This is a genomic window from Fontibacillus phaseoli (genome assembly GCF_003337355.1).
Classification (GTDB): Bacteria; Bacillota; Bacilli; order Paenibacillales; family Paenibacillaceae; genus Fontibacillus; species Fontibacillus phaseoli.
Map to the genome: position 1 here is coordinate 681,837 of NZ_QPJW01000001.1, position 25,517 is coordinate 707,353.

The following is a 25,517-nucleotide window of genomic DNA, read 5'->3' on the forward strand; positions in this document are numbered from 1 at the left end:
GGGGAATTAGTCGCCAATTTGGGCCAAAAAGCCACCATCCATCGAAGGAGCAACACTCCAGCAAGTAACCAATGGGCCTAGTCTGGGACCACAGTATGTTTTTTGTCATATTGGATGTAATATCCAAATCAGCGAAAAACTGCGCCGTTAAGCGATTTTCTAACATGACTTTGGTATCAATTTTGTAACCTTTATGGAAAAGGGTGTAAAAAAAGAGCGAAACTTCGAATTCCCTCGTGCGTCTAATAAGGGCAATAGGGCGCAAACGCCGCTTCCCATGAAAACAATCTGTGGAAACCTCTCACGGAATGTATGGGTTTTCACAGGTTTTTTTCATGAAAACGAGGAAATGGCGGGGCAGGCATTATTTTTCCTTATTATGGGAAATGGACCCGATAATACTGACAGGTCCTGGAAAGGACCCAGAAACAAAACACTTCCATTAGCCTAGTTACATTATAGGTTCGCTTGGTTAATGATAGAAGTAATTTGAGGAGTGGAGGTGTGAGGGGCCGTACTGATGATCGCCTGCATACAAAAAGATTAGCGAGGTGAAAAAATTAAATACCGATGACAACATTAGCGCGAAAAAAACTGGCTATTTGGATTGGACTCGGAGCAGCCCTGATCGCCGGAGGCGTTTTTCTCGTAACCTTGATTCTGCCTCCGTCCCACATTAGCTTCGCGACCTCCGATGGCGCAGAGATCAAATTCCAAACCTCGGGCGACCGGTTCATGGAATATGAGGGTGACGGGGTCTGGAACGAGATGTTCGTAAAAGGAGTAAACCTGGGCGCGACGGTTCCCGGACATTTCCCGGGGGAGTTTCCGCTTACGGAAGACGATTATGTACGCTGGTTTAAACAGATCGACGAGATGGGAGCCAACGTGATTCGTATTTACACGGTGCACAATCCGGTATTTTATAAGTCGCTGGTTAAATACAATCGGGATAAGGGAGAAGACCCGCTGTATTTCATGCAAGGAATCTGGTCTCCCGAGGAACAGTTGATTGAACTGAAGGATGCGTACAATCCGGGAATTAAACAAAAATTCCACAAGGAGATTGAAAAAGCGGTTAAAGCGGTGTACGGCGATTTGAAGGCCGGAGCCGTTCAAGGAGAATCGGGAGGGAAATATACCGCCAACGCGGGACCTTACCTGATGGGCTGGCACATCGGCACCGAATGGGACCCAGAAATGGTAGACAACACGAACAAGGTGCATGCGGGAACGGAGCCATATCAAGGCAAACACTTTGCTGCTACCGCGGAAGCGAGTCCGTTCGAGAGCTGGCTTGCGGAGCTGGTCGACCAGACGGCAACACAGGAACGAGCCTACGGCTGGGAGCATCCAATCACATTTACGAACTGGGTGACCACCGACGTGTTGGAGCATCCCGGCGAACCGCTCTTCGAAGAAGATATGGCGAGCGTCGATGCCACCCATATCGAGCCGGTGGACTGGGAGGCTGGGTATTTTGCCGCGTATCATGTGTATCCTTATTATCCGGATTTCTTTCATCTGGACAAAACGCTGGAAAGTATCCCGGACGGGAATAACGATTACAACACGTACAAAGCTTACTTGAAAAAGCTGAAGGCTTATTACAAAGATATTCCGGTCATGGTGACGGAATACGGGGTTCCTTCTTCACTCGGCGTATCCCACCTCGGCCGAGGCGGCCGCAACCAGGGCGGACACAGCGAGCAGGAACAAGGGGAGATCGATGTATCGCTCACCCGGGACATCTATGACGAAGGCTACGCGGGAGCGATCCTGTTCATGTGGCAGGATGAATGGTTCAAGAAGACGTGGAATACGATGCGCTTCGAGATTCCGGAAGATCGCCGTTCCTACTGGCTGAACGTGCTGACGAACGAGAAGCTGTTCGGCATTCTCTCCATGGGTCCGGGCAAGGAAGATCAAATTACGATCGACGGCAAGCTGGAGGATTGGGATGCTTTGGCCGAAGGAGAAGTGAAGTCGTGGGATAATCCTTCGCCCGGAATGAAGCGTCTGCGCGTCACGCATGACGAAGCTTACGTTTATGTGGGGCTCACGCTGGATGAGCCGTTCGATCCGGCCAAGCGGGAACTCTATCTTGGCAGCGATATTCTGTCCGGCGGAGATCAGCCCAAGACCGAGCTTCCCGGCAAGACGCTGAGCGACGGCCTGGAAAATCTGATCGTGATCGGCAGCGACGAGGAGACTCAGGTTAAAGCGGCCCCTACGTATGATTTTCACCGCCGCCTGTACGGTCAGTACGGATACTGGATGCTTGACGAGCAAACCGAGGAGCAGAAGGTTCAGTTTCAACCGTGGAAGCTGGCTGTCAGCTTGACGATGACGCCGCCGGATACCCGGTTTGCCCAACCGTTTAAAGATATGACGGTCGGAAAACTGGTACGGGGGACATCGGACCGCGAAAGCGAGAATTTCAACTCGCTGACTTCATGGCAATACAGCGGCAATGAGGTAGAGCTACGCATTCCATGGATGCTGCTGGGATTTGCCGATCCTAGTTCGCTGCAGGTGATCGATTACGGACCGTTGAAAAAGGACCGCAGCTTCACCACCGAAAAAACGTCGGGAATCACATTTGTTCCCTGGATGGTCGAGCGCGGCAGCGGCGAAGTATCCTGGCCCGGCGACACCGGGACGCTGGATCTGGCAACCCAGCCGAAATACACCTGGTCCCCATGGGAGACCGTCAAGTATACCGAGCACCTGAAGGCGGGCTACTATGCTTTGAAGGATTACTATGCAAGCTTGCCGGATCGTAGATAGATCCGCTCGCGGTAATCTTGTCCGAAAATGGGACGCTTTTGTGCAAGTATCAGGGAGGAGGAAATTTTCTTTATGGACTCGCATCTTACCGTGGCAATTTATTTTATTTACATTTGCCTCGGATTGATTGGGGCAGGGATGCTGCTGCTGTTCTGGTTTAGAATCAGGGCGCTCGGCATCGCGAAGAAGACACAGATGTATCTACAAAAACATCAGAACTATTTCATATTTGTCCAGACGCATTTGAACGGAGCCGCTGAATTGCAGTTGCCGCCGGGTAAACTGACGAAACTGGAACGGCGGGTGATTCAGCAGAAACTGATTGAATGGATCGAACAATTCAAGGGCGATCTTCGCGACAAGCTGGTCAAGCTCTGTCATGACGCGGGCTTTGTGCGTGACGACATTAAATTATTGGACAGCTTGTTCTACGGCCGGCGGATTTCGGCGGCGTACCGCCTCGGCGGCATGCGGGCGGCGGAAGCCGTGCCGAGAATGCTGCTGATGATGGAGAAGCAGAAGTACAGTCCGCTGACGATCGTCATCGCCCGCGCTATCGCCAAGAGCGCGGAACGCGGAGATCAGCTCAAGGAAATGCTACATCATCTGCTCCGGCACGGCAAGCCTATTCACAATATGGCCGCCGATATCGTTATGGAGACGGGACTGGATGCAAGCCGCTTGCTGCTGAAATTGCTGGAAGACGAGAATCCGGACTTCGTGAAGGTGGCGCTCGTCGCCATGTGGGGTCAGGCGGTGCCCGAGGTCGTTCCTGCGCTCGACCGGCTGGTCGGCGCGGAAGAAGATGTACGGGCGGAAGCCGTGAAGCTGTATTTAAGTTCCAATCCCGTGCTGAAGGATGAAACGATCGCCGAATTGATGGCTAATCCGGACTCTGAAATTCGGGCGGAGGTGGCCAAAACGTTGGGGAATATGCATGCGGCTGGCAGCATCCCGCTGCTGCGCACAGCCTTGAAAGACCAGAACTGGCGGGTGCGAAATAATAGCGCCGAAAGTCTGGCGAAGCTGGGTGACACGGGGTTTGAAGTGCTGTGCCAGGTGGCCAAGCACGGGTCCGGGATCGAGCGGGAAACCGCCCTGCACCATATCGAGAAGACGATGCTCGAGGAAAGCGAACACCAAAAGCTCGACCAGATGGTGGCCTACAACAAAAAGAAGCTCCTGTACGAGCGGTATTTCGGAGTTTCCGAAAGCAAGCCGGTTCGACAGGTCGCAGCGGTCGGAGGGGATTACACTGCTTAGGGATATTTTACTCATTTACGGCCTGTTTGCGACTTACTATGTAATGAGCGTAAATGTAATTTATTTTTCGATTATGACGTTTTCATTCCGCAATATTTTGACGATTTTCCGCCGGGCCGCTTACTCCAAGTTCAACACGCTGTCCGGTTCGGAACTTGTCCCGTCGATCTCGCTGCTGGTTCCGGCATACAACGAGGAAGTGACGGTCATCGAGAACGTAAAATGTTTGCTGACGCTGAATTATCCGACCTATGAGGTCATCGTGATCAATGATGGCTCGAGCGACGATACGCTTGGCGTACTCCGAAGGGAATTCGGACTGGAACCGTTGCCGAATCCGGAAATGAGAAACTCGATCGACTGCCAGCCGATTAATTCGGTTTACTACAATCCTCAGTATCCGCATCTGTATGTAATTGATAAACCGAACGGCGGTAAGGCGGATTCGTTGAATGCGGGAATCAACCTGTCGCATTATCCGCTCATTTCTTCAATCGATGCGGATTCGTTGCTGGAGAAGGACGCATTGATCCGAATGGCCCGCATGTACATGGAAAATCCGGAAGAAACCGTCGCGATCGGCGGAGACGTGCGGATTGCCAATGGCTGCGTCATCGAAAACGGTGCGGTCAAGGAAATATCGCTGCCGCGCAAAATGTGGCCGATGTTTCAGGCTGTAGAGTATCTTAAGGCATTCCTTGGCGGACGGATCGGCTGGAGTTCGATCAACGGGTTGATCATCGTTTCGGGTGCCTTCGGCTTGTTCCGCAAAGACTACGTGATCGCGGTCGGCGGTTACCGGGGAGGTTACCCCGGCGAAGATATGAACATCATCATCAAGCTGCACCGCTATATGCTGGAGAACAAGCTAAAGTACCGGATCGCATTTTGTCCGGAAGCGGTATGCTGGACGCAAGCGCCGGATTCGTACCGCATTCTTTCCAACCAGCGTAAACGCTGGGGCCGCGGAAATCTGAAGAATATGATCGAGAATTACGACATGGCTTTTAATCCGAAGTACAAAGTGATGGGGATGCTCACGATGCCTTACAACATTATTTTTGAGGCGCTGAACCCTTACTTTAAAATTACAGGGCTACTCGCCCTGATTGGATATACAATGCTCGATATGACCCATTGGCAGGTGCTGGTGGTATTCTGGCTGATCAATTTCCTCAGCGGTTATTTGCTTAGCATCGGGGCGCTGCTTCTGGAAGAGATCGCGTTCAAACGGTTCAGCAAAATATCAGATCTGACCCGCATGATGTTCTATTCCGCGTTTAAGTTTTTCGGATATGCCCAACTTGGCGGGCTATGGCGCATTCAGGGGCATATTCAATATTTGCGCAACAACAACTCCTGGGGAACGATGACCCGGCAAAGTTGGCAAGAGAAAAGCGGCAACGCTAAATCGGCTTAGCCCGATTCTCGATTTGCTGACGGGAAGGGAGTTGATAGGCAAGGAAGTACGGCCAAGCCCAGGGCCGAATAAATTTTAAACCATAATTGAGGAAGGCGGGATAAATGATGCCAAATACGACATTGCAAAGTCAGCGGGAACAGTCCAGCGTATATCTGGATATTGAGCAAAGCGTGAAGGAAACGACATTTGAAACCAGCGGGGTTCTGTTCATTTCTTGTGCAGGTGGACCATCCTATTTGGAAACGCAAGTGCGTGGCATCTTGGAATCCCAACCGGGGTTAACTTTTAAAATTTGGAGCGGGGAAGAACCGGGAAGCCTGTTCGTTCTTCTGCCGGGCCAAAGTCTGGATGCCGTTCATTTTCAAGGGCTGCTGCTAAAACAGCGGCTGCAGGAAATCGTCGCCGATTTTGATCCGCGGATGACTCTCGCCAGTTTTCAGGGGCAGGAAGAGCTTACGCAGCAGGTGCTCATAAAGATGGAGGATTCCGTTAACCACCAGGCGTCCGGCGAAATTCATATTTTTTCAAAAGACGACATTCAGACTTCGCGGAGCCGTATCCTGATCGTCGAAGGGGATGCTACGGTACGCGAGTTTTTGGAAATCCGCCTGCAAATGCAAGGCTATGAAACGACGGTGGCCGACAACGGACTCTCCGCCCTGGAATTGATTGAATCCTGGAAACCTGATCTGGTGCTTACGGAACTAAATCTGTATGGCATTGACGGCCTTCCTTATATTCATCATATTCAACGGCTTGATGTTGACGAGGTCCCGAAAATCGTAGTTTTAACGGAGCAACGGGTGGAGCAGACGATCAGCCTGTGCTTCCAAAACGGAGTTGACGATTACATTACCAAGCCGTTTTCGCCGGTCGAACTGGATGCCCGGATCCGTCGTTGCATTCACTAATTTCGATAAAAAATACACCCATACAGATAAACGGAGGTTGGAGCAGTGAATAAACAATATCGGACTTTACTAGAAGCCATCGAATCGAAAAACGCAGTGTTGGGAGTGGTTGGCCTTGGATATGTAGGCCTGCCGCTGGCCGTGGAGATGGTGAAACAGGGATTTAAGGTCGTGGGTATCGATCTCGATGTTTCTAAAATTGACAGGATTCAACGCGGCGATTCCTATATTCACGATATTTCTAACGAAACCTTGGCCGAAGTAATGAGTTCCGGGCGGTTCAAGCCAACGACGGACTATGCTTCCTTGCGTGAGATTGACGCGATCAGCATCTGTGTTCCGACCCCGCTAAGCGAGAATCAGGATCCGGATACTTCCTACATCGTAACCGTTGTGGAGCAGATTAAACGCTATATGAAAAAAGGAATCCTGATTACTCTGGAGAGCACGACTTACCCGGGAACGACGGAAGAGTTGATCCAGCAGGAACTGGAGCGCCTCGGCCATACCGTCGGGGAAGACTTCTTCCTCTGCTTCTCCCCGGAACGGGTTGATCCTTCAAACACTAAATTCAATACGTTCAATACGCCGAAAGTGATCGGGGGAACAACGGAATCCTGCCTGGCCCTCGGCAATGCTCTTTATAGCAAATATGTCGAGACTGTCGTTCCGGTCAGCACTCCGAAGGTAGCGGAAATGTCCAAATTGCTGGAAAATACGTTCCGCAGCGTCAATATCGCTTTTATTAATGAAATGGCAATGATGTGCGACCGGATGGGCATCGACATCTGGGAAGTCATTGATGCGGCGAAAACGAAACCGTTTGGTTTCATGCCGTTTTATCCGGGACCGGGAATCGGCGGACACTGCATCCCGCTGGATCCGATGTACTTGTCCTGGAAAGCAAAAGGCTTTCGTTTTTACAGCCAGTTTATCGAGTTGGCGCAATCGACGAACGATAACATGCCTTACTATGTAGTCAACAAAACCTCCAAAATTTTGAACGAATATGCCAAGTCGATTAAGAAATCCAATATTCTTATTTTGGGCATGGCCTATAAACCGGATATCGGCGATCTGCGCGAATCGCCGGCTCTGGAAGTGTATGAGCTTTACAAAGACAGCGGCGCAGCCGTGGAATACTATGATCCTTACGCAACGAGTTTCCGCGATAAAAATGGAGTTACCGTGCAAAGCATGGAGTACGATTTGGACAAATTCAAATCGTATGACTGCATTGTGCTCGTGACGAATCACAGCAATCTCGACTACGGAGCCATCGCCCATTTAGGCGTGCCGATCGTCGATACGCGCAATGCGTTCCGGGATTTCCGGCAGCCGCATATTTACAAGATCGGCCATTCGGTACAGCATGTGGAACAGCAGGACGAGGCTCTGATCGTAGGCTAACAATCCGAAAGAATGGGAGGCGACGAATGAAGATCTGGAATATTCGGGTTGGGCGCAAGAAGCAGCTCTTCATCCTGTGTGGGGGAATAGCTCTGTTTCTTCTGCTTCTCGTCATCCGTCCTTCCTCCTCCGAAGCCAAGGCAACCTGGCTTTGGAATACGAAGTTGATCCAGCAGCACAGTGAAGATATCGTTGCTTTTGCCAAAAAGCAGAGAGTGAAGATCATCTTTTTGCAAATCGGCGGAGACGTAAAGGAGGACAGCTACCGGAATTTTGTCCGGACCGCTTCCTCCTCGGGCATTGAGGTGCATGCGTTAAACGGAAAGCCGGAATGGGCGCTGCGCGAACACCGGCAGGAAGCCGGCGACTTTCTCGATTGGGTTGAAAAATACAATGCAGAATCTCAGCCGGAGGAAAAATTCAGCGGAGTCCAATTCGACGTGGAGCCTTATTTGCTCGATGATTGGGAGAAGCGCCAGGCTTCTATAGTCAAAGAGTGGGTAGAGAACATCCATAGTTGGATCGAGGCGGGAAAAGACGGCGGTATCGAGGTTGGCGCCGCGGTTCCTTTCTGGCTGGACGGCATCGACTATCCCGGCGCGGACAAGAAAATTCCGCTGAACCGGTGGATGGTCGATAAATTCGATTATGTCGCCATCATGGCATACCGCGATGAAGCGGGCAGAATTTATACGGCGGCCAAGGCAACCCTGGAGGAAGGGGATCGTCAGAACAAGGACGTTTGGGTCGGCGTAGAATTAGGCAAGAGCAAGGAAGGCCCCGGCGTGTCTTTTCACGGCAAATCATTTCATATTTTGACCGGGGAAATGAATAAGCTCGTAAGGCTGGTCAAGGGGCATTCTTCCTTTGCCGGCATCGCGATCCACAGCTATGAGCCGTGGCGTGACAAGCTGAGTCAGTGGGAACAGTCGCTAAAAAAATAAGCACAGCTGAAATACCCCCGGGCAGGAGAGTCCAGGGGTATTTCTTTATATTGTAAGGCTGGGCCCGTTATTTAAAGCTGATTTAGAAGTTAGCTTCTTTTTTTGCTATAATGATAGGTAACAGTGTAGTGTACATGGGGAATGGAGCGATAGAATGATATTGCACAAAGGAGAAATTCTGTTCCGTCAGGGAGACGACGGCAAGTTCTTGTATCATATTAAGAGCGGCCTATTTAAAGTAACCCGACTGCATGAGAATGGAAATATGGTATTATTTAATATTTTGTACCCCGGCGAGACGGTTCCTCACCATTCCTTGATATCACCAAAGGAGACGCACGGTACGGCGATCGCACTGGTGCGCAGCGAAGTAGAGAGTATTCCTGCGCAAGAGTGGTACCGGGAGTTGCAGGAAGACCCGAAGAAGCCGCTGGAAGTAGCGAGACTGCTGCAGGAGAAAGTACGGTTCATGCAGGAACGGCTGGATCATTTGACGGTCGGCACTCCTGCGGAACGGTTGGAACTGCTGACGAAATGGCTGGGCCAGCATGCGCATGGATTGCCCTTGACGGAATATTTGACCCAGGAAGAAATCGGTCAGTTGATCGGCGTCCGCCGAGAAACGGTCAATCGCTTGCTGCGCCATCACTAAGGAATAGAACCCCCAAACGGTTCCGCATTCGTTGTTGCGGAATGTTCGGGGGTTCTTTATTTAAATCAGGCCGTGCGATGAGGTTTTTTAATTGTAAACCGTCTTACAAACTGTCCGCAGGGCCGAAAAATTCAAAATGAATGCGGTCTTCCGGTACGCCCAATTCTTTAATCGCCCCGTTGATAGCCCGCATGAACGGCAAAGGACCGCAGAAATAGAATTCGGCTTCCGGAAGAGTCACTGATTTAAGCCAAGGAAGGTCGATGAAGCCGGTCTTGTCGCAGCTTTCTCCGGCAGCCGGCGATTCGTAGACATGGTAGGAGCGAAGTCTGCCGCCATGATCGCGCGTAAGCTGATCGATATGCTCCTTCATGGCGTGGTGGCTTCCGCAGCGTGCGGCATGAATATACACGACATCGCGGTTGGTATCGCCTTCCAGGAGCGTTTCCAGCATGCTGACCATCGGAGTAAGACCCACACCTCCACTAAGCAGGACTATCGGATTTTGTTTGCTTTGATCCAGGGTGAAATCGCCCGCCGGCGCGCTGATTTCAAGGATATCCCCTTCATCGATCTCCCGGTGCAAATAAGAAGATACTACTCCTGCCGGGTTGTCATTTATGGCGTCTTCCCGCTTCACGGTAATCCGGTAATAGGGACGACCTGGGGCAGCCGATAAACTGTAATGGCGGAGATGGGTAAATTCCTGGCCTGCCGGTTTGACGCGAACGGTAATGTATTGTCCAGGCTTGTAGGAGGCGATCTCGCCGCCATCTTCCGGTTTCAAATAGAAGGACGTAATGACATCGCTCTCTTTGACTTTGCGCTCGACCTTGAAACGGCGGAAACCGCGCCATCCGCCCTTTTGCTGCTCGGCTTCCTGATACATCTCCGCTTCCACGCTAATAAATACATCCGCAATAACGCCATAAGCCTGGGCCCATGCATCGATAATTTCATCGGTTGCGGCTTCTCCGAGCACGGTTTTGATCGCCGCCAATAGATTTTCGCCGACGATCGGATAATGCTCCGGCAAAATCCCGAGCGCGCGGTGCTTTTGGGCGATGCCTTTGACGACCGGCAAAATTTCTTCCAAACGGTCGATATGGGCGGCCGCGGCGTAAACCGCATTGGCCAATGCCGCCGGCTGTTTGCCTTGCCGCTGGTTGGCGTGGTTAAAAATATTAAGCAATTCAGGGTGGTTTCTAAACATCATTTGATAGAATTGTTTTGTAATGGTTTGTCCATGCACTTCAAGTACGGGAACTGTTGATTTGATCACTTCAATCGTCTTTGCGTCTAACATGATCGATACCTTCTTTCTTCGAAATAATCGATTACTTAACCAGTATAGGCGGCTGTAATTCGCCGTAATTGTGACCAACGTCACACCGAAATCCTCTGAATTGTGAACTATAGTTTTATTGCAATGAGAAATATCACAATTTTGCCGACAATTTATTATTTGCAGTTCCAAGCTGTTTAGTCATTATTCGTTCTGTGTTATAATAAGAATAGACAAAAACAGAAAGGATCAGGATACCATGTGTCCCCGAAGGACGAATCCCCAAAGGACGATTTGGAAACGTTGTGATCTCTCTTACACTTAGCTTATTTCGTGGAGCGTCGGTTTATGGCCAACAACCCTACGAAAGAAGCGTGCTAGCATGCGAAGGATGAAGCCCTCAAGGACTTTCTTCTTTTACGTAGGGAATGATGGCCGTAAGGTCAACAAAACTACGATAAGAGGGATTCCTAATGAGGAAGAAGACAGATTGGAAAGTTGACGGCAGGCAATTATTGACGATGTTGTTCGGTTCATTTTTATTGGCATTTACGTATTATCACATCAATTTTCAGAATGGATTGTCGGAAGGCGGTTTTGTGGGGCTAGCGCTCCTGGGCAAATATTTGTTTGATTTGCCGCCGGCGCTTTCGATGATCGTGCTCGATGTTCCGATTTTTATCTTGGCCCTATTTTTGAAAGGCCGAAAGTTTATTGTGAATACGCTGGTTGCTTCGATGGCGTTCTCGGTATTTTACGAATTGTGCGAGCAGTTCTCGCCGCTGTCGATGAATCTGGGCGCCAATCTGCCGCTTGCGGCACTGTTGTCGGGACTGCTTACCGGATTCGGGGCGGGTCTCGTCATCCGGACGGGTGGAGCGACAGGCGGAGATGATATTTTGTCGATGATGATAAATCAGTGGTCCGGCATTAAAATCGGAACGGTGTTCATCATGATGGATGCGGTCGTACTGATGGTCTCATTGCTTTATTTGCCTCTGAAAGAAACGTTGTTTACCATTATGGCGGTGTTGATCGCCGGGAAAATGATTACCTGGACCGTTACTTACGGCCGGAGAGAAGTGGCACCACGCAAGGTTGCTTACGGGATGAAAAAGAAAACAGCTCGAGCCTGAGGCTTGAGCTGTTTTTTTTGTTGTGGAGATAAGCGCTTCATCGATTTAGTTAATCTCTGTCTTTCGGATGGTTCTTGTCCCATTCCTCCGCCTTAGCCGTGCCGATGGCAATGGCGCGCCCTTCCTCGTAGCCATCGTCGAGCAGGGCATTGGCGATTTCAACCGCCTTATTCCGGACCCGGGGTTCCAGGTTCTTCATGGACGGCGGGTAATCATTTTTATTCCAGGGCATGACGGTATCCTCCTTGCTGTGATTATATCTTGTCATTACCCCGATTTGGAGCCAAGAAACTTTTGTCTAGGATCGCCATGAACCCTGTTGTTTGCGGATCAGCACAATCTGTCCGGCATGATAGGCGTCATGCAGCAGCCAGCGAGACAATTCCTCGCCGAGCTTTACCTCGCCGGATTTGTCCGAATAAGGAGCCTGCAAATCGCTATCCTTCAGTCCGGAAACGGCTTGGCGAAGCTCGTACGCGGTCCGTTCCGTTTCGGCCAGGGTCGCAATCCAGCCTTCGGCGCCCGCAGGATGCTCCAGATTGGAAAACGTCTCTTCATTGGTCTGAACTCCCGGAACGGAGGGAAGATTTTTAAGCCGGTTGAGAATCCGCTTGTTATAGTAATTGATATGGTTCACGGTTTCACGGATCGAATTGCCTCCGCCGGGAGGAGTCCATTCGGCTTGTTCGGCGGTAACACTTTGAAGTGCTATGGAAAGGGGAACAATCCATTCTTCGCGATCCCAAGTATTATCTTTTTGAATTGCCAGCAAATCCACAGAATTGATTTCCATTTTTTCATCTCCTTTGGTAGATGGTAACTGGTTAAAACTTCTTTTAGAGGTTACAATGTGATTGTAGCACAACGAAGGTTGGGTTGTAACCACTTATTTTATGTATAGATAGTTACATGCATGTATTTTTGGAGGTAGTGGACGTGGAGACGCTGTGGAGCGATTTTTTGAATAGCGAGTGGCATGACTGGAAGGGAAGCGGGTACTCCGAAGACCGGCTCGGCCAAGAAAAATGGCAAACCTACTATTTAAATCAATGGCAATTGAAGGCGCAAGTGCCGGTTGATGAAGAAACGGTCGGCGTCATGCGGGAGTTTCGGAGCCGCTTGCATGACATGTCGGTTCGTTGTGTCGCCGGCGGTGTAATAACCGCAGAGGATGTGGAGGATCTTAATCGTATCCTGGATTTGGGACCCGTGAAGCGGATGGTGAAGATGGAAGCGGGAGAGCTTGGCATCGGTTTCGTTCCGGTTCGGGAGGACTGGCAGCAGGTGATGGCGGAAGTGGCAGCCGGTTTTTTGCGGAGTCTTATCGACGGGGAACGCGGCCGGATCCGCATCTGCGACAATCCCGATTGCAGATGGGTTTTCTATGATGATACCCGTAACCGGACCAAGAAATATTGCGATGATAAAATGTGCGGTAATCTGATGAAGGTACGTCGTTTCCGGGCGAAAAAGAAGCAGGAACAGAACCGGGCACCGGATTCCAAAGAGGACAAGTAGGCATAAGGATCTCCATAAGTAAAGAAAATGCGCCGCTGCCGCAAATTATGCCGGCAGCGGCGCATTTTTATATCCATCGATAGCTTGAACGCTGTGAGTCTTATTGGAACAAATATTTGTACTCGCCGTAGCCTTTTTTCTCCAGGTCTTCTTTCGGCACGAAGCGAAGAGCGGCGGAGTTTATGCAGTAGCGGAGTCCGGTAGGTTCGGGTCCATCGTCGAACACATGGCCCAGATGGGAATTGCCTTCCCGGCTGCGGACTTCCGTACGGATCATGAAATGGCTGGAATCGGTTTTTTCCTTGATGTTGTAATCGCGCAGGGGGCGGGTAAAGCTCGGCCAGCCGCAGCCGGCGTCGTATTTGTCGCGTGAGCTGAACAGCGGCTCCCCCGATACGATGTCAACATAGATACCGTCCCCCGTATGATCCCAGTATTCGCCGGTGAACGGGCGCTCGGTAGCGCTGTTCTGTGTGACTTCATACTGAATCGGCGTCAGTTTTATTTTGAGTTCTTCCGGATTGACCGGACCGGACCAGTGGCGCTCGATGAAGTCTTCCCGGCCCGAGCCTTTGCGGTAGCGCTTGTAATGGCCGGGGTTCTTTTTATGGTATCCCTGATGGTATTCTTCAGCTACATAAAACCGGGCTGCGGGTAAAATTTGCGTAGCGATCGGTTTGTCGAACCGGCCACTTTCCGCCAGTTCTTTCTTTGACTGCTCCGCTTCTACCCGCTGTTGTTCATTATGATAAAAGACGGCCGTCCGGTAGGATTCGCCCCGGTCATGGAATTGTCCGCCCTCATCGGTCGGATCGATTTGCTGCCAGAATAGCTCCAACAGCTTTCCGTAAGGGAAGAGCGCCGGGTCAAAGGTGATTTGCACGGCTTCATAATGTCCGGTCCCTCCGGTGCATACTTGCTCGTAAGTCGGATTATCCGTTATTCCGCCGGTATAGCCCGAGGTTATCCCATGGATCCCGGGGAGTTCTTCAAAAGGTGACACCATGCACCAGAAACAGCCTCCGGCAAAGGTGGCAAGTTCCAGGCCCGTAGCCTGCAATGAATTCATGCTGATCCCTCCGTTTCGATTTGCGGATAGTACTGCAGGTGTTATTCCGGCTTCCATTATATCGCTTTTCTCGCGAAAGCCAAAACCGGGGGCCTGCTTTCCGCGCCTCTTCTTTTTGTAAACCCACAAAACGAGCAACAGAAACAGCCCGTAAAGTGCGGTTATTGCTAAAGCTGTCCATGGACTGCTCATCAGGGAAGCGCCCAAAAAGGCATACAAAAAAACACTGGGCAACTTGCCGATGACGGAAGCCGAGAGGTAGACAAAAAAGGGAATGCCGTAAGCCCCCGCATAAATATTGACCGGAGTCTGCGGCAGTACAGGGATCAGTTTGCAAACGACGATCGCTGCAAAAGGGCGTTGGTGTATCGCATGAGTTACCTGCTCCAACGGCTTGAACCGGGCGGCCCAGTTTCGTGCGGAGTCGCGTAACACATACGCGGAACCCCAGTAGAATAAGGTTCCGGCAAGAGTGGAGCCGATCAAGGTAACGATGCCGCCGCCTAAAGCGCCCATTACATACCCTGCCGCAGCAATGACGATCCGATAGGGCATCAGAGGGAAGACGGCCAGCAGGGTAGAAAGTGCAAGCAGGCTCCAAACGGGGGGATCGCCGGTAATCCATTCCATCAGCGCATCCCTGTATATGTAGGCTATGACAAAAGCTGCGGCATAAACCGCAAGGGCTGTCCATTTTTTCATGATGACTCCTTTCCGTTCTCCTTATCATACCAAATAAATACAAGAAACGAGTCTCTCATAAGCATTCCCCCTCATTAAAAGACCCTATGAAAAATCTAGCGTTATCGGTTGGTTCATGCTATAATAACCTCAAATTAAACATGCATGGTTCCCAAAGGGGAGTAGCTAGATACGATAAAGTCGTCATTACGGGATCATACCCCGGCTTTATCGGCAACCTTGAGTTGTTAGCGAGACCTTTGCCCGGCGATTATTGGGTAAAGGTCTTTTTGATGCGGAAATACGCCAAAGCCCAATATGAGCAATGGCGTATTTTTTTTTTGCGCCAAAAACCAAAGTATGTATAGGACAGAAAGGGGAGAGAACATGGATTTTTTTAGCGTGGAATTTTGGGGCGCCTTGTTGTCCATTATTCTGATCGATCTCGTACTTGCCGGGGATAATGCTATCGTAATCGGACTTGCGGCGAGAAACGTGCAAAAGGCGGATCAGAAAAAAGTTATATTGTGGGGGACCCTCGGAGCAATTATCGTTCGTGTCATTATGACGCTGCTGGTGCTGCAACTGCTCACCATTCCGGGTCTTCGTCTCGTGGGGGGCCTCGCGCTAATCTGGATCGCTTACAAGCTGCTTATCGATGAGAAAAGTCATGACATTAATGCGGGGAACCAGATGTGGGCCGCTATCCGCACGATTATTATCGCCGACACGATGATGGGGCTGGACAATGTCTTGGCTGTGGCCGGTGCCGCGCATGGGGATTTCCTGCTCGTTGTTATCGGGCTTGCCGTTTCCGTGCCGATTATGGTTTGGGGAAGCACAATGATTCTGAAGCTTACGGAACGGTTTCCAATCGTCATTACGATTGGAGCGGGCGTGCTTGCTTGGACCGCAGCGAAAATGCTGGTCGAGGAACCGCTGATCCATGACTGGTTCGCAAATGGCATCATTAAGTACGGATTTGAAATCATCGCGATTATTGCAGTGGTTGCCATCGGTACGCAAATGAAAAAGAAAAAAGAACGTAAACGCAAGATCGAACAGACGCTGAAGCATGGCAATCAGCCGACATAAGAGAGCTAAAGGTTAACGCCGCTGTATCCCCCTTAAAGGATGGATATAGCGGCGTTTTACGTTGATTTAAATATGGCTTGAAAAATCTAGCTCAGGTTACTTCCGTGTTTCGGGCTGTTTGGCGAAACTGTTTCGGCGACATGCCATATCGCTTGCGAAACACCCTGTGGAAGTAATTGTAACTCGGAAACCCGGAACTTTCGGCAACATGCTCCAACGTCAGAGGACTAAAAATGATCCGTTCGCGGGCCATATTTAGCCTGACCTCAAGCGTGTATTGAATAATGCTGGTATCAAAAGCTTCTTTGAACAGATGAACCGCGCGCGAAACGCTGACTCCGACGTGGGAGGCGGCGTCTTCCAGCTTGAACGAAGAGGCAGCGTTTTCCTCGATATAAGTTTTGATGCGATGGGCAAGATAGGTTGGGAAGGCAGGCAACGGTTGCTGCAGCAGATTCCGGTCGATATCCATGCAAAGGATCTTCAGGTAGTATTCCGCAATTTCAGGACTCGGATTGGAAATCCGCTGCTGTTCGAGCATAATCTGCCGAAAAGCGCCGACAATGCCCTCGGAGAGCGGAACTTTGATTTTTTTGGGACGGACATGTTTCTTCCACCAGGCTTCCACCCATTCTCCGGCCAAAAAAATATGATAATCCCCGCTGTTAACCGCAGTTTCGCCAAGCGGGGTAGGCTCGGCTTCGATTTTGAGCTCATAAGACTCACCCGGTTCAACAAGCAGCAGATCCCCGGGTTCCAAGAGCTCCAGTCGTCCGGACAGACGGGCGCGGCAACGACCAGCGGTTTGGAGGCGAATCAGATGGCTATCCAGTCCGTCGGGCTGGTAACTGTGGAACGGCTTTCGGTGCACTGAATAACCGGCTAGCAATATTTGCAGGTTTAGATGATCCATAAAGGGCGTACTCCTGTGCTTTTTTAAAAATAATGATCAGATTGTTCATGTTTCAATCATATTATTCATTTTACATTAATTCAATTTGAAATACCATGTAGGAGAGTCGACATACACCAATATCGCTCCGGGAGGAGTGATGAGAATGACAAAATTGAAAGTAGGAATTATCGGTTGCGGCAATATCAGCCCCGATTATTTAAGGAATCTTGTTAATAGCGACGTAATTGAAATTCGTATCCTTGCGGATCTATTGCCGGAGAAGATGAAGGAGCGAGCCCAGGAATTCGGGATTGCAAACGTATTCACAGTAGAGGTGGGAGACACTTCCGCCGGTGATCAAGTCCAAACCGAATGAACGAGGGTAATCTCGGCTGGGCATGAGCACCGTGCGAACGGAATGGTGGCTTATCATGAGCTTATTTTGTACAAATAAAATTTGAGGTGATTCTAAATGGTACAAGTTGGTTTGCAACTTTATACGGTTCGGGATGCGATGGAACGGGACTTTGAAGGCACGCTTCGCAAAGTGGCCGAGCTCCGGTATCAGGGCGTGGAGTTTGCCGGTTTTTTCGGACGTACGCCTGAGCAAATTAAGGAGATTTTGAGTGAAACCGGATTGACCGCATTGGGGGCGCATACTCCATATGTCCGACTCCGCGATGCGCTGGAAGAAGAAATTTCGTTCAATAAGGCGATCGGCAACCGCTATCTCGTACTTCCGTACTTGGAGGAAGCGCACCGGGAGCGTTGGGACGAAGTCATCGAGGATATGAAAGTGATCGGCAAGCACATTGCCGCGGAAGGTATGATGCTTTGCTATCATAATCATGAATTCGAATTGCTCCAGAAGCTGGGGGAAGAAACCGTGCTTGACGCGATTTTTTCGCGGGTACCTGCCGAGTATCTCCAAGTCGAGCTGGATTCCTGCTGGGTTAACTTTGCTGGATTGGATCCGCTGGAGTACATTTCCAAATACCGCAACCGTCTTCCGCTGCTCCATTTGAAAGATATGGTTACCAAAAACGACGGATCGCCCGAAACGGTGGAACTCGGCAAAGGAGAAGTCGACGTAAAAGCGATTGCGGATGCCGCGATCGGCAATGGAACGGAATGGCTAGTAGTGGAACAGGATTTTTGTGCTAACGAACCATTGGATAGCATCGCAACTAGCATGGACTGGATTCGCAATTATGCAAAAAACGGAGGTAAAATTAATGTCTAAAACACTAAAAGTAGCAATTATCGGTTGCGGGGGTATCGCTAACGGAAAACATCTGCCTAGTCTCGCCAAACAGCCTGAGGTGGAAATGATCGCCTTCTGCGATATCGTTGAAGAGCGCGCGGCCAAAGCAGCAGCGGAATACGGAGCCGAAGGCGCAAAGGTGTACACCGATTTCCGCAAACTACTGGCGGAAAGTGACGTTGAAGTGGTGCATGTTTGCACGCCGAACGACTCCCATGCCGAAATTACCGTCGCTTCCCTGGAATCCGGAAGACACGTCATGTGCGAGAAGCCGATGGCCAAAACGGCCGAACAGGCGCGTCAAATGCTGGATGCCGCCAAGCGCACCGGCAATAAGCTCAGCATCGCCTATCAGAACCGCTTCCGCAGTGACAGCTTATACTTGAAGCAGCTGTGCGAAAACGGCGAGCTTGGCGACATTTACTTCGGCAAGGCGCTGGCGCTGAGACGCCGGGCGGTTCCGACCTGGGGCGTGTTTCTCGATGAAGAGAAGCAAGGCGGGGGTCCGCTGATCGATATCGGAACTCATGCGCTCGATCTGACGCTATGGCTCATGGATAACTACGAGCCGAAAAGCGTTACCGGATCGGTATTCCATAAGCTGGGCGGCCGTGCCAACGCGGCTAATGCATTCGGACCGTGGGATCCTGAGCAGTTCAAGGTGGAAGATTCCGCTTTCGGTTTCATTACCATGAAGAACGGTGCGACGATCGCGCTGGAATCCAGCTGGGCGCTTAACGTCCTGGACTTCGGCGAAGCCAGAACTTTGCTGTGCGGTACGGAAGGCGGAGCGGACATGAACGACGGGCTGCGCCTGAATGGCGAAAAACTGAGCCGGCTGTATGAAACAAAGGTCGACTTCGGCTCCGGCGGCGTAGCCTTCTTCGAGGGCGAACAGGAAACCGATGCGGTCCGCGAAGCCAAAGCTTGGGTGGAAGCCGTCCTTGAAGACAAGGAACCGCTCGTGAAGCCGGAGCAGGCGCTCGTCGTGACCGAAATCCTTGAAGCGATTTACGAGTCGGCCAAAACAGGTAAAACCGTTTATTTTGCTTAATACCGGCAATTTGTACTATATAATAGATTAGAATGTAAAAGTTAACTTCAGGAGGTATGGACATGAAACTGGGTGTTTTTCTTGTATTGTTCGGAGGGCGTCCTCTGGAGGAAGCGCTGGACCTGGTAGCTTCCCAAGGCTTAAAAGCGGTAGAGATCGGGACTGGCGGCCATCCCGGCAACTCGCACTGCAATCCCGATGAATTGCTGGAGAATAAAGCGGCCCGCGATCATTTCAAAAAAGCGGTAGAATCAAGAGGGCTGACAATAAGCGCGCTCAGCTGCCACGGCAACCCGCTTCATCCGCAAAAAGCAATCGCCAAGGAATTCCATGATGTCTATGTGAAGACAGTTCAATTGGCCGAGCTGTTGGAAGTGCCGGTAGTAAATACTTTTTCGGGATGCCCGGGGGACCATGAGGATGCGAAATATCCAAACTGGCCGGTGGCTCCGTGGCCGAATGATTTTAAGGAAGTTTTGGACTGGCAATGGGAAAATAAAGTCATTCCGTATTGGACGGAATGGGGCAAATATGCGGCTGATCATCATGTGAAAGTCGGACTTGAGCTGCATGGCGGGTTTTCCGTGCATACGCCCGCGACACTGCTTCGCTTGCGCGAAGCGGCCGGTGAAGTGATCGGGGCCAACCTGGATCCGAGCCATATGTGGTGGCAGGGAATCGACCCGGTTCAGGCGATCTCCATTCTCGGCCGGGCGGGCGCGATTCACCATTTTCACGCCAAGGATACGACGATCGATCCGGTAAACGTCAACCGATACGGAATTACGGATATGCAGCCGTATACTGCGATGCTTGACCGGGCTTGGCAGTTCCGAACGGTAGGTTACGGCCACGACCTCAAAACCTGGGCTGATATTATCAGCGCATTGCGCCTGTACGGCTATGATTACGTGGTCAGTATCGAGCATGAAGACGGGTTAATGTCCACGGAGGAAGGTTTTACCAAGGCGGTACGGAATCTGCACCAGGTTTTGATCGAAGATTCCGCTGCGGATATGTGGTGGGTATAAGTTGATCTGAAGCGAAATATACTTAGCATTAGCGGCTGCCGCCGAGGCAGCCGCTTCTTCATATCAGGGGGTTATTGTATAATTTAAAGTAATCTGCCATTGGAACAGAAGTGTTCATAACCAAAAAAATATGCTATCATGGAGCATACTAACTAATTGTAAGTTTAACACCACCAATTGGTTTTTTACTTTAAGAGGTGAATTTAAATGGAAGAAAACAATTTCGCAATGTGTCCGCGGTTTGAATCGGCGTTTGTGATTTTGGGGAAACGCTGGAACGGTCTGATTATTCGTACGTTAATGAGCGGACCCAAGCGCTTTAAGGATATTTCGAACGGGATCCCGGCCATGAGCGACAAGATGCTGTCCGAACGGATGAAGGACCTGGAGACGGAAGGCATCGTTGTCCGTCATGTATATCCCGAAACTCCGGTACGGATCGAATATGAACTGACGGAAAAGGGAAGAGCTCTTAATCCTGTGATGGAGCAGGTGCAGTGCTGGGCGGAGCAGTGGATTGAGTAAGAACGTGCCGTTTTCCCGTAGCGGAGCGGCGCGAAATATATAGAAAGTGGGTGTACTTGTGGCTGAGGTAATAGTAATCGGAGCGGGACCAGCGGGATCAAGCGCGGCGTTGTTTCTGGCCAAGGCGGGGAAGGAAACCCTGGTTTTGGACAGCAATGCCAGTATGACGAAACGGGCTTGGATTGAAAATCACTATGGAGCCAAGGACATTTCCGGGCCGGATTTGCTAAAAATCGGTCGGGAGCAAGCCCAAAAGTTCGGAGCCAAGTTTATCGAAGAGAAAGTCACGGTAGTGGATACGAACGGAGGATCGAAAGTCACCGTAAAAACGGAATCCGGCCGCAGCTATGAGGCTTCCCACGTGATTTTGGCAACAGGGGCAATAACGGAACTGGCCGGCAGCATCGGGCTTGAACTCAAAGAGGGTAAAGAGCCGAGAATCAAGACGGTTATTGACACGGACGGAAACGGGCGCACCAGCAATCCGCGTATTTGGGCTGCAGGCACGGTCGCCGGCGTAAGCGTTCACACGATTATTACGGCGGGAGACGGAGCCAGAGTGGCCATTGAGCTTATCAGTGAGCTGAACGGCGAACGCTATGTTGATCATGATGTATTAAAGTGAAATAATTGGCATCAATTGTGTTTTACCGCTTCCTTTGAGTTAAAACTCTGAGGAAGCTTTTTTTTGCGCAGATTAGACATAATGTTTGTGACCGCAATCACAAAGCCCGGTTCAAAGGTACGATAGTCTAAATCCAGTATAGTTTGACCAATAGGAGTAAGCGACAGAGGAGTGAATGGTTATGACCGAAAACAAGCAGGGCTTCGCTAAGGACAAATTAATCCGGGATATTGTTCTGGAGTTTCCAAAGTCAGCTGACTATTTTCGCCGTCGCAAAATCGACTTTTGCTGCGGAGGCAACCGTCCTCTTGAAGAAGCGGCAGCGGAAAGAAATATCGCAGTAGAAGAATTGCTTGCTGATTTGGCCCGGCTCGCGGCGGAGTATCCGAGCGCCGAAGAAAGGGAATCGTGGATAGATGCCGATTCTAAGGACCTGATCGGGCATATCGTGAACAAACACCATGCGTTTTTGCGGGAAGAATTACCGGAGCTTCAAAAAAGCGTGATGAAAGTCTCTCGTGTGCATGGGGATCATGATCCTCATTTGATCGAGGTAGCACAATTGTATGGCCAGCTACGGGAAGAATTGCTCGAACATACAGCCAAAGAGGAAGCCGATGTTTTTCCGAAAATGATCAATTGGGAACTTGGGCAGGAGCAGGAAGTTTTGTTCAAGCTTCGTACGGCAATTCATGATCTGGAGGCGGAGCATGAGGGTGCAGGCCGTATTTTGAAACGCTTGCGCGAAATTACCGGAGATTTTCAGCCGCCGGCTCATGCATGTACGACTTACCGGACGACGTATGCCCGTTTGGAAGAACTCGAAGGGATGACGTTCAGTCATGTTCATCTTGAAAATAACATCCTGTTTCCCCGGTACATGACTCAATAAATAGGCTTAAAAATGAATACGCAATAACTCCCTCTCTCCTCGAGAGTGGCTACAAACGTGTTTTTCAATAGAAAAACACGGAAATTTTTGAACAATATTGTGATAAAATTCACATTTAGTGTGAAATGGATCACAATATATTTTGAATTTTAAATTTATAATTTAATTATAAAGAATGAAACGTCTAGTAAACCGAAAAAAGCAGCTGTAAATTGAAGGAGGTACATTCAAAATGGGAACAGATAGAGAAAAACTCGTGGTGATCGGCAATGGGATGGCGGGAATTAGTGCAGTTGAACAAATTTTAAAATTAACGAAGAGATTTGAAATTACGGTGTTCGGGAGCGAGCCGCATCCCAACTATAACCGGATCATGCTTTCGTATGTATTGGAAGGCAGCAAAACGATCGATGACATCGTGCTGAATGATTTGAACTGGTATCGTGACAACGGCATTACACTGCATACGGGAACTACCGTCGAGAAAATCGACGAGCAGGCAAAAGAAGTGGTCACTGCCGACGGAATGCGGGTACCTTATGATAAAGTTTTGATCGCAACAGGTTCCAACTCGTTTATTTTACCGATTCCCGGCAGCGACAAAGAAGGCGTAGTAGGTTTCCGCGATATCGCCGACTGTAATCAAATGCTGGAAGCGGCGAAAACCTGCCGCACGGCAGCCGTAATTGGCGGGGGCTTGCTCGGGCTCGAAGCCGCGAAAGGTCTCGTTCAGCTCGGAATGGATGTCACGGTCGTTCACTTAATGGAAGATTTAATGGAGCGCCAGCTCGATCATCAGGCTGCCGGCATGTTGAAGGCTGAACTTGAGCGTCAGGGGATTAAATTTAAAATGGGCGCGCAAACGGCCGAATTGCTGGGCGATACGAGAGTCAGCGGTCTCCGGTTCGCCGACGATACGGTGCTTGATGCCGAGTTTGTCGTTATGGCGGTAGGGATCAAACCGAATGTAACGGTCGCTAAGGAAAGCGGAATTACCGTCAACCGCGGGATCGTCGTAAACGATTATATGCAGACTTCGATGGAAGGCGTATATTCGGTCGGCGAATGTACGGAACACCGCGGGGTTTGCTACGGCCTGGTAGCTCCGTTGTTCGAACAGGGGATGGTACTGGCCAAGCATATCAGCGGCGTGGAAGCTCCTCCGTACGAAGGGTCGGTCGTATCGACCAAACTGAAAATCTCGGGCGTCGACGTGTTCTCGACCGGGGAGTTCATCGATGGTCCTGAGCATACGGTGATCGCCAACAAGGATGACTGGAAACGTACTTACAAGAAGATTTTGTTGAAAGACGGCATTATGGTCGGCGCGGTGTTGTTCGGCGATATTACGGATTCGGCGGAATTGCAAAAGCTCATTAAACAGAAAACGGTCATGACGGACGAATTGTACAGCTCGCTCATGGGAACCGGCTGCGGCGGAGGCAAGAAGACAACTTCGGTCGAAACGATGTCGGACGAAGAAATCGTCTGCGGTTGCAACGGGGTGACCAAAGCCACCATCGTAGATGTAATTACGAATCAGGGATTGACAACGGTCGATGAGATCAAAGCTTGTACCGGGGCTACCCGTTCGTGCGGCGGCTGCAAGCCGGTAGTGGAGCAAATCTTGCAATATGTGCTCGGTGACGGTTTCAAGACATCGGCCAAACAGGGGATTTGCGGCTGCACTACCCTAAGCCGTGATGAAATCGTGGCAGAGATTAAAGAAAAAGGATTACAGACGACGAAGGAAGTTATGAACGTACTTGGATGGAGTCAGCCGGAGGGCTGTTCGAAATGCCGTCCGGCGATCAACTACTACCTCGGTATGCTGAATCCGGATACGCATGAAGATGAAAAAGAGTCGCGTTTTGTTAATGAGCGCATGAGCGCGAATATCCAGAAAGACGGGACTTATACGGTCGTTCCGCGGATGTACGGCGGCGTAACTACGCCGGAAGAACTGAAGAAGATCGCCGATATCTCGCTGAAATACGATGTGAAGGTCGTCAAAGTAACCGGCGGTCAACGGCTTGATTTGATCGGCGTGAAGAAAGAAGATCTGCCGAAGGTCTGGGAAGAACTCGACATGCCGTCGGGCTACGCTTACGCCAAATCGCTGCGTACGGTTAAAACATGCGTTGGCTCGCAGTTCTGCCGGTTCGGTACGCAGGATTCGATGGGCATGGGCGCTACGTTGGAACGCAAATTCGAACGGCTTGATTTCCCTGCCAAATTCAAGTTGGCTGTGAATGGCTGCCCGCGGAACTGTGCGGAATCGTGCACGAAGGATATCGGGATCGTTGGGAACGACGGTGGATGGGAAATTTTCGTCGGCGGCAACGGAGGGATCAAAGCCCGACTCGCGGATACGCTTTGCAAAGTGAAGACCGATGAAGAATTGATCGAAATCGTGGGGTCGGTGATGCAGTACTACCGCGAAACAGGAAATTATCTGGAAAGAACCTCGGAATGGGTGGAACGGATCGGCCTGGAACAGATCAAGGCTGTGGTAGTCGACGATCTCGAAAACCGGAAAGCACTGATGGAACGCATCGAGTTCGCCTTGAAACAAGTAGAGGACCCTTGGAAGAAAATGCTCCGTGACGGAGACAACAGCGGCAAACTGTTTAACCGTTTGGAAATGAGCAATCAACTGTAATTATCGGTGGAGAGAGAAAGGAGAGCCCTAACATGAGCTTAAATAAAAATGAGTTTTTCCCTGTAGGAGCTTTGGAACAATTTCTGGTACAGATCGGACGCGTAGTAGAGATCGGTGGGCGGCAAATTGCTGTCTTCCGCCTCTCCGATGGCCGGATCTTCGCGGCGGTAAATCAAAGCCCGCATCCTAAAGGCGGACCGCTTGCGGAGGGAATTGTATCGGGCCATTATTTGTACGATCCTTTGTACGATTGGAAGATCGATTTGACCACCGGTCTCGTCCAGGCTCCGGATAACGGTCAGGCGCAAATGCTGACGACGAAGGTAGAGGACGGGCAAGTATGGATTGCAGCGGGAGAACTGCAGGCCGTATAGCGTGATAAAGTCATAGAA

General features: G+C 50.4%; 24 protein-coding genes and 1 pseudogene. 19 read left to right on the plus strand and 6 right to left on the minus strand.

What is annotated here, in order from left to right:
- The first annotated feature begins 570 nt into the window (after positions 1-570).
- The 7 genes from DFP94_RS03340 (at position 571) to DFP94_RS03370 (ending at position 9,393) form a co-directional block, all read left to right on the plus strand.
- Positions 571-2,790 (plus strand): hypothetical protein, encoded by a 2,220-nt coding sequence (locus DFP94_RS03340; RefSeq protein ID WP_114495002.1) that lies wholly within the window; start codon positions 571-573, stop codon positions 2,788-2,790.
- 72 nt (positions 2,791-2,862) lie between these two features.
- Positions 2,863-4,053, plus strand: a complete 1,191-nt coding sequence (locus tag DFP94_RS03345) for a HEAT repeat domain-containing protein (RefSeq protein WP_114495003.1) — start codon at positions 2,863-2,865, stop codon at positions 4,051-4,053.
- A 43-nt stretch (positions 4,054-4,096) separates the two neighbouring features.
- Entirely contained in the window at positions 4,097-5,473 is a 1,377-nt protein-coding gene (locus DFP94_RS03350) for a glycosyltransferase family 2 protein (protein WP_114495004.1), read from the plus strand.
- A gap of 104 nt (positions 5,474-5,577) precedes the next feature.
- On the plus strand, positions 5,578-6,387 hold the full coding sequence (locus DFP94_RS03355) for a response regulator transcription factor (RefSeq protein WP_114495005.1): 810 nt from the start codon (positions 5,578-5,580) through the stop codon (positions 6,385-6,387).
- Positions 6,388-6,432: 45 nt separating this feature from the next.
- A complete protein-coding gene (locus DFP94_RS03360) occupies positions 6,433-7,797 on the plus strand; it encodes a nucleotide sugar dehydrogenase (protein WP_114495006.1) in 1,365 nt (454 codons plus the stop codon).
- 26 nt (positions 7,798-7,823) lie between these two features.
- On the plus strand, positions 7,824-8,741 hold the full coding sequence (locus tag DFP94_RS03365; protein WP_114495007.1) for a hypothetical protein: 918 nt from the start codon (positions 7,824-7,826) through the stop codon (positions 8,739-8,741).
- Positions 8,742-8,895: 154 nt separating this feature from the next.
- Positions 8,896-9,393, plus strand: a complete 498-nt coding sequence (locus DFP94_RS03370) for a Crp/Fnr family transcriptional regulator (RefSeq protein ID WP_114495008.1) — start codon at positions 8,896-8,898, stop codon at positions 9,391-9,393.
- 103 nt (positions 9,394-9,496) lie between these two features.
- Here DFP94_RS03370 and hmpA read toward each other — a convergent pair whose 3' ends face one another.
- Positions 9,497-10,699 (minus strand): NO-inducible flavohemoprotein, encoded by a 1,203-nt coding sequence (gene hmpA, locus DFP94_RS03375; protein ID WP_114495009.1) that lies wholly within the window; start codon positions 10,697-10,699, stop codon positions 9,497-9,499.
- 452 nt (positions 10,700-11,151) lie between these two features.
- Between hmpA and DFP94_RS03380 the strand changes: the two genes are divergently transcribed.
- Positions 11,152-11,814, plus strand: coding sequence for a YitT family protein (locus DFP94_RS03380; protein WP_114495010.1), 663 nt, complete (start codon positions 11,152-11,154; stop codon positions 11,812-11,814).
- A gap of 49 nt (positions 11,815-11,863) precedes the next feature.
- Here the strand turns inward: DFP94_RS03380 and DFP94_RS03385 are convergent, their stop codons facing one another.
- Together DFP94_RS03385 and DFP94_RS03390 are read right to left on the minus strand one after the other, a co-directional pair.
- A complete protein-coding gene (locus DFP94_RS03385; protein WP_114495011.1) occupies positions 11,864-12,046 on the minus strand; it encodes a DUF2188 domain-containing protein in 183 nt (60 codons plus the stop codon).
- Between the two features lie 66 nt (positions 12,047-12,112).
- Positions 12,113-12,607, minus strand: coding sequence for a DinB family protein (locus DFP94_RS03390; RefSeq protein WP_114495012.1), 495 nt, complete (start codon positions 12,605-12,607; stop codon positions 12,113-12,115).
- 143 nt (positions 12,608-12,750) lie between these two features.
- On the opposite strand from DFP94_RS03390, the gene DFP94_RS03395 reads away from it, so the two are divergent.
- A complete protein-coding gene (locus tag DFP94_RS03395; protein WP_245954448.1) occupies positions 12,751-13,332 on the plus strand; it encodes a CGNR zinc finger domain-containing protein in 582 nt (193 codons plus the stop codon).
- A gap of 100 nt (positions 13,333-13,432) precedes the next feature.
- Here DFP94_RS03395 and msrB read toward each other — a convergent pair whose 3' ends face one another.
- Together msrB and DFP94_RS25865 are read right to left on the minus strand one after the other, a co-directional pair.
- The gene (msrB, locus tag DFP94_RS25860; RefSeq protein WP_245954577.1) at positions 13,433-14,401 is read right to left on the minus strand and encodes a peptide-methionine (R)-S-oxide reductase MsrB; all 969 of its coding nucleotides are present in this window, start codon (positions 14,399-14,401) and stop codon (positions 13,433-13,435) included.
- 210 nt (positions 14,402-14,611) lie between these two features.
- A pseudogene (locus DFP94_RS25865) lies at positions 14,612-15,103 on the minus strand (TVP38/TMEM64 family protein); the annotation flags it as partial.
- Positions 15,104-15,469: 366 nt separating this feature from the next.
- Between DFP94_RS25865 and DFP94_RS03405 the strand changes: the two are divergent.
- Entirely contained in the window at positions 15,470-16,177 is a 708-nt protein-coding gene (locus DFP94_RS03405) for a TerC family protein (protein ID WP_114495015.1), read from the plus strand.
- Positions 16,178-16,268: 91 nt separating this feature from the next.
- On the opposite strand, the gene DFP94_RS03410 is transcribed toward DFP94_RS03405, so the two are convergent.
- Positions 16,269-17,090 (minus strand): AraC family transcriptional regulator, encoded by an 822-nt coding sequence (locus tag DFP94_RS03410; RefSeq protein ID WP_114495016.1) that lies wholly within the window; start codon positions 17,088-17,090, stop codon positions 16,269-16,271.
- Between the two features lie 145 nt (positions 17,091-17,235).
- On the opposite strand from DFP94_RS03410, the gene DFP94_RS03415 reads away from it, so the two are divergent.
- The 9 genes from DFP94_RS03415 to DFP94_RS03455 all read left to right on the plus strand — a co-directional run bounded on the left by DFP94_RS03415 (position 17,236) and on the right by DFP94_RS03455 (position 25,499).
- A complete protein-coding gene (locus tag DFP94_RS03415) occupies positions 17,236-17,448 on the plus strand; it encodes a hypothetical protein (RefSeq protein ID WP_114495017.1) in 213 nt (70 codons plus the stop codon).
- Between the two features lie 96 nt (positions 17,449-17,544).
- Positions 17,545-18,315 (plus strand): sugar phosphate isomerase/epimerase family protein, encoded by a 771-nt coding sequence (locus tag DFP94_RS03420; RefSeq protein WP_114495018.1) that lies wholly within the window; start codon positions 17,545-17,547, stop codon positions 18,313-18,315.
- Positions 18,308-19,390, plus strand: a complete 1,083-nt coding sequence (locus DFP94_RS03425) for a Gfo/Idh/MocA family protein (protein ID WP_114495019.1) — start codon at positions 18,308-18,310, stop codon at positions 19,388-19,390. The genes DFP94_RS03420 and DFP94_RS03425 overlap by 8 nt, the downstream gene beginning before the upstream one ends.
- A gap of 62 nt (positions 19,391-19,452) precedes the next feature.
- On the plus strand, positions 19,453-20,421 hold the full coding sequence (locus DFP94_RS03430) for a sugar phosphate isomerase/epimerase family protein (RefSeq protein WP_114495020.1): 969 nt from the start codon (positions 19,453-19,455) through the stop codon (positions 20,419-20,421).
- 207 nt (positions 20,422-20,628) lie between these two features.
- On the plus strand, positions 20,629-20,946 hold the full coding sequence (locus DFP94_RS03435) for a winged helix-turn-helix transcriptional regulator (RefSeq protein ID WP_114495021.1): 318 nt from the start codon (positions 20,629-20,631) through the stop codon (positions 20,944-20,946).
- Positions 20,947-21,004: 58 nt separating this feature from the next.
- Positions 21,005-21,571 carry an NAD(P)/FAD-dependent oxidoreductase gene (locus DFP94_RS03440; protein ID WP_114495022.1) on the plus strand — a complete coding sequence of 189 codons (567 nt, stop codon included), beginning with the start codon at positions 21,005-21,007 and terminating at the stop codon, positions 21,569-21,571.
- Positions 21,572-21,752: 181 nt separating this feature from the next.
- Complete coding sequence (gene ric / locus DFP94_RS03445; protein ID WP_114495023.1) at positions 21,753-22,463, plus strand: iron-sulfur cluster repair di-iron protein; 711 nt, start codon at positions 21,753-21,755, stop codon at positions 22,461-22,463.
- Positions 22,464-22,695: 232 nt separating this feature from the next.
- Positions 22,696-25,125, plus strand: coding sequence for a nitrite reductase large subunit NirB (nirB, locus tag DFP94_RS03450; RefSeq protein WP_114495024.1), 2,430 nt, complete (start codon positions 22,696-22,698; stop codon positions 25,123-25,125).
- A 32-nt stretch (positions 25,126-25,157) separates the two neighbouring features.
- Complete coding sequence (locus tag DFP94_RS03455; RefSeq protein ID WP_114495025.1) at positions 25,158-25,499, plus strand: nitrite reductase (NAD(P)H) small subunit; 342 nt, start codon at positions 25,158-25,160, stop codon at positions 25,497-25,499.
- Positions 25,500-25,517 lie beyond the last annotated feature (18 nt).

Bases quoted from the DNA above. Each gene is read 5' to 3' on its own strand.
- DFP94_RS03340 (WP_114495002.1), top strand. From the start codon at position 571: ATGACAACATTAGCGCGAAAAAAACTGGCTATTTGGATTGGACTCGGA.
- DFP94_RS03345 (WP_114495003.1), top strand. From the start codon at position 2,863: ATGGACTCGCATCTTACCGTGGCAATTTATTTTATTTACATTTGCCTC.
- DFP94_RS03350 (WP_114495004.1), top strand. From the start codon at position 4,097: ATGAGCGTAAATGTAATTTATTTTTCGATTATGACGTTTTCATTCCGC.
- DFP94_RS03355 (WP_114495005.1), top strand. From the start codon at position 5,578: ATGATGCCAAATACGACATTGCAAAGTCAGCGGGAACAGTCCAGCGTA.
- DFP94_RS03365 (WP_114495007.1), top strand. From the start codon at position 7,824: ATGAAGATCTGGAATATTCGGGTTGGGCGCAAGAAGCAGCTCTTCATC.
- DFP94_RS03370 (WP_114495008.1), top strand. From the start codon at position 8,896: ATGATATTGCACAAAGGAGAAATTCTGTTCCGTCAGGGAGACGACGGC.
- hmpA (WP_114495009.1), bottom strand. From the start codon at position 10,699: ATGTTAGACGCAAAGACGATTGAAGTGATCAAATCAACAGTTCCCGTA.
- DFP94_RS03380 (WP_114495010.1), top strand. From the start codon at position 11,152: ATGAGGAAGAAGACAGATTGGAAAGTTGACGGCAGGCAATTATTGACG.
- DFP94_RS03385 (WP_114495011.1), bottom strand. From the start codon at position 12,046: ATGCCCTGGAATAAAAATGATTACCCGCCGTCCATGAAGAACCTGGAA.
- DFP94_RS03390 (WP_114495012.1), bottom strand. From the start codon at position 12,607: ATGGAAATCAATTCTGTGGATTTGCTGGCAATTCAAAAAGATAATACT.
- msrB (WP_245954577.1), bottom strand. From the start codon at position 14,401: ATGAATTCATTGCAGGCTACGGGCCTGGAACTTGCCACCTTTGCCGGA.
- DFP94_RS03405 (WP_114495015.1), top strand. From the start codon at position 15,470: ATGGATTTTTTTAGCGTGGAATTTTGGGGCGCCTTGTTGTCCATTATT.
- DFP94_RS03410 (WP_114495016.1), bottom strand. From the start codon at position 17,090: ATGGATCATCTAAACCTGCAAATATTGCTAGCCGGTTATTCAGTGCAC.
- DFP94_RS03415 (WP_114495017.1), top strand. From the start codon at position 17,236: ATGACAAAATTGAAAGTAGGAATTATCGGTTGCGGCAATATCAGCCCC.
- DFP94_RS03420 (WP_114495018.1), top strand. From the start codon at position 17,545: ATGGTACAAGTTGGTTTGCAACTTTATACGGTTCGGGATGCGATGGAA.
- DFP94_RS03425 (WP_114495019.1), top strand. From the start codon at position 18,308: ATGTCTAAAACACTAAAAGTAGCAATTATCGGTTGCGGGGGTATCGCT.
- DFP94_RS03430 (WP_114495020.1), top strand. From the start codon at position 19,453: ATGAAACTGGGTGTTTTTCTTGTATTGTTCGGAGGGCGTCCTCTGGAG.
- DFP94_RS03435 (WP_114495021.1), top strand. From the start codon at position 20,629: ATGGAAGAAAACAATTTCGCAATGTGTCCGCGGTTTGAATCGGCGTTT.
- ric (WP_114495023.1), top strand. From the start codon at position 21,753: ATGACCGAAAACAAGCAGGGCTTCGCTAAGGACAAATTAATCCGGGAT.
- nirB (WP_114495024.1), top strand. From the start codon at position 22,696: ATGGGAACAGATAGAGAAAAACTCGTGGTGATCGGCAATGGGATGGCG.
- DFP94_RS03455 (WP_114495025.1), top strand. From the start codon at position 25,158: ATGAGCTTAAATAAAAATGAGTTTTTCCCTGTAGGAGCTTTGGAACAA.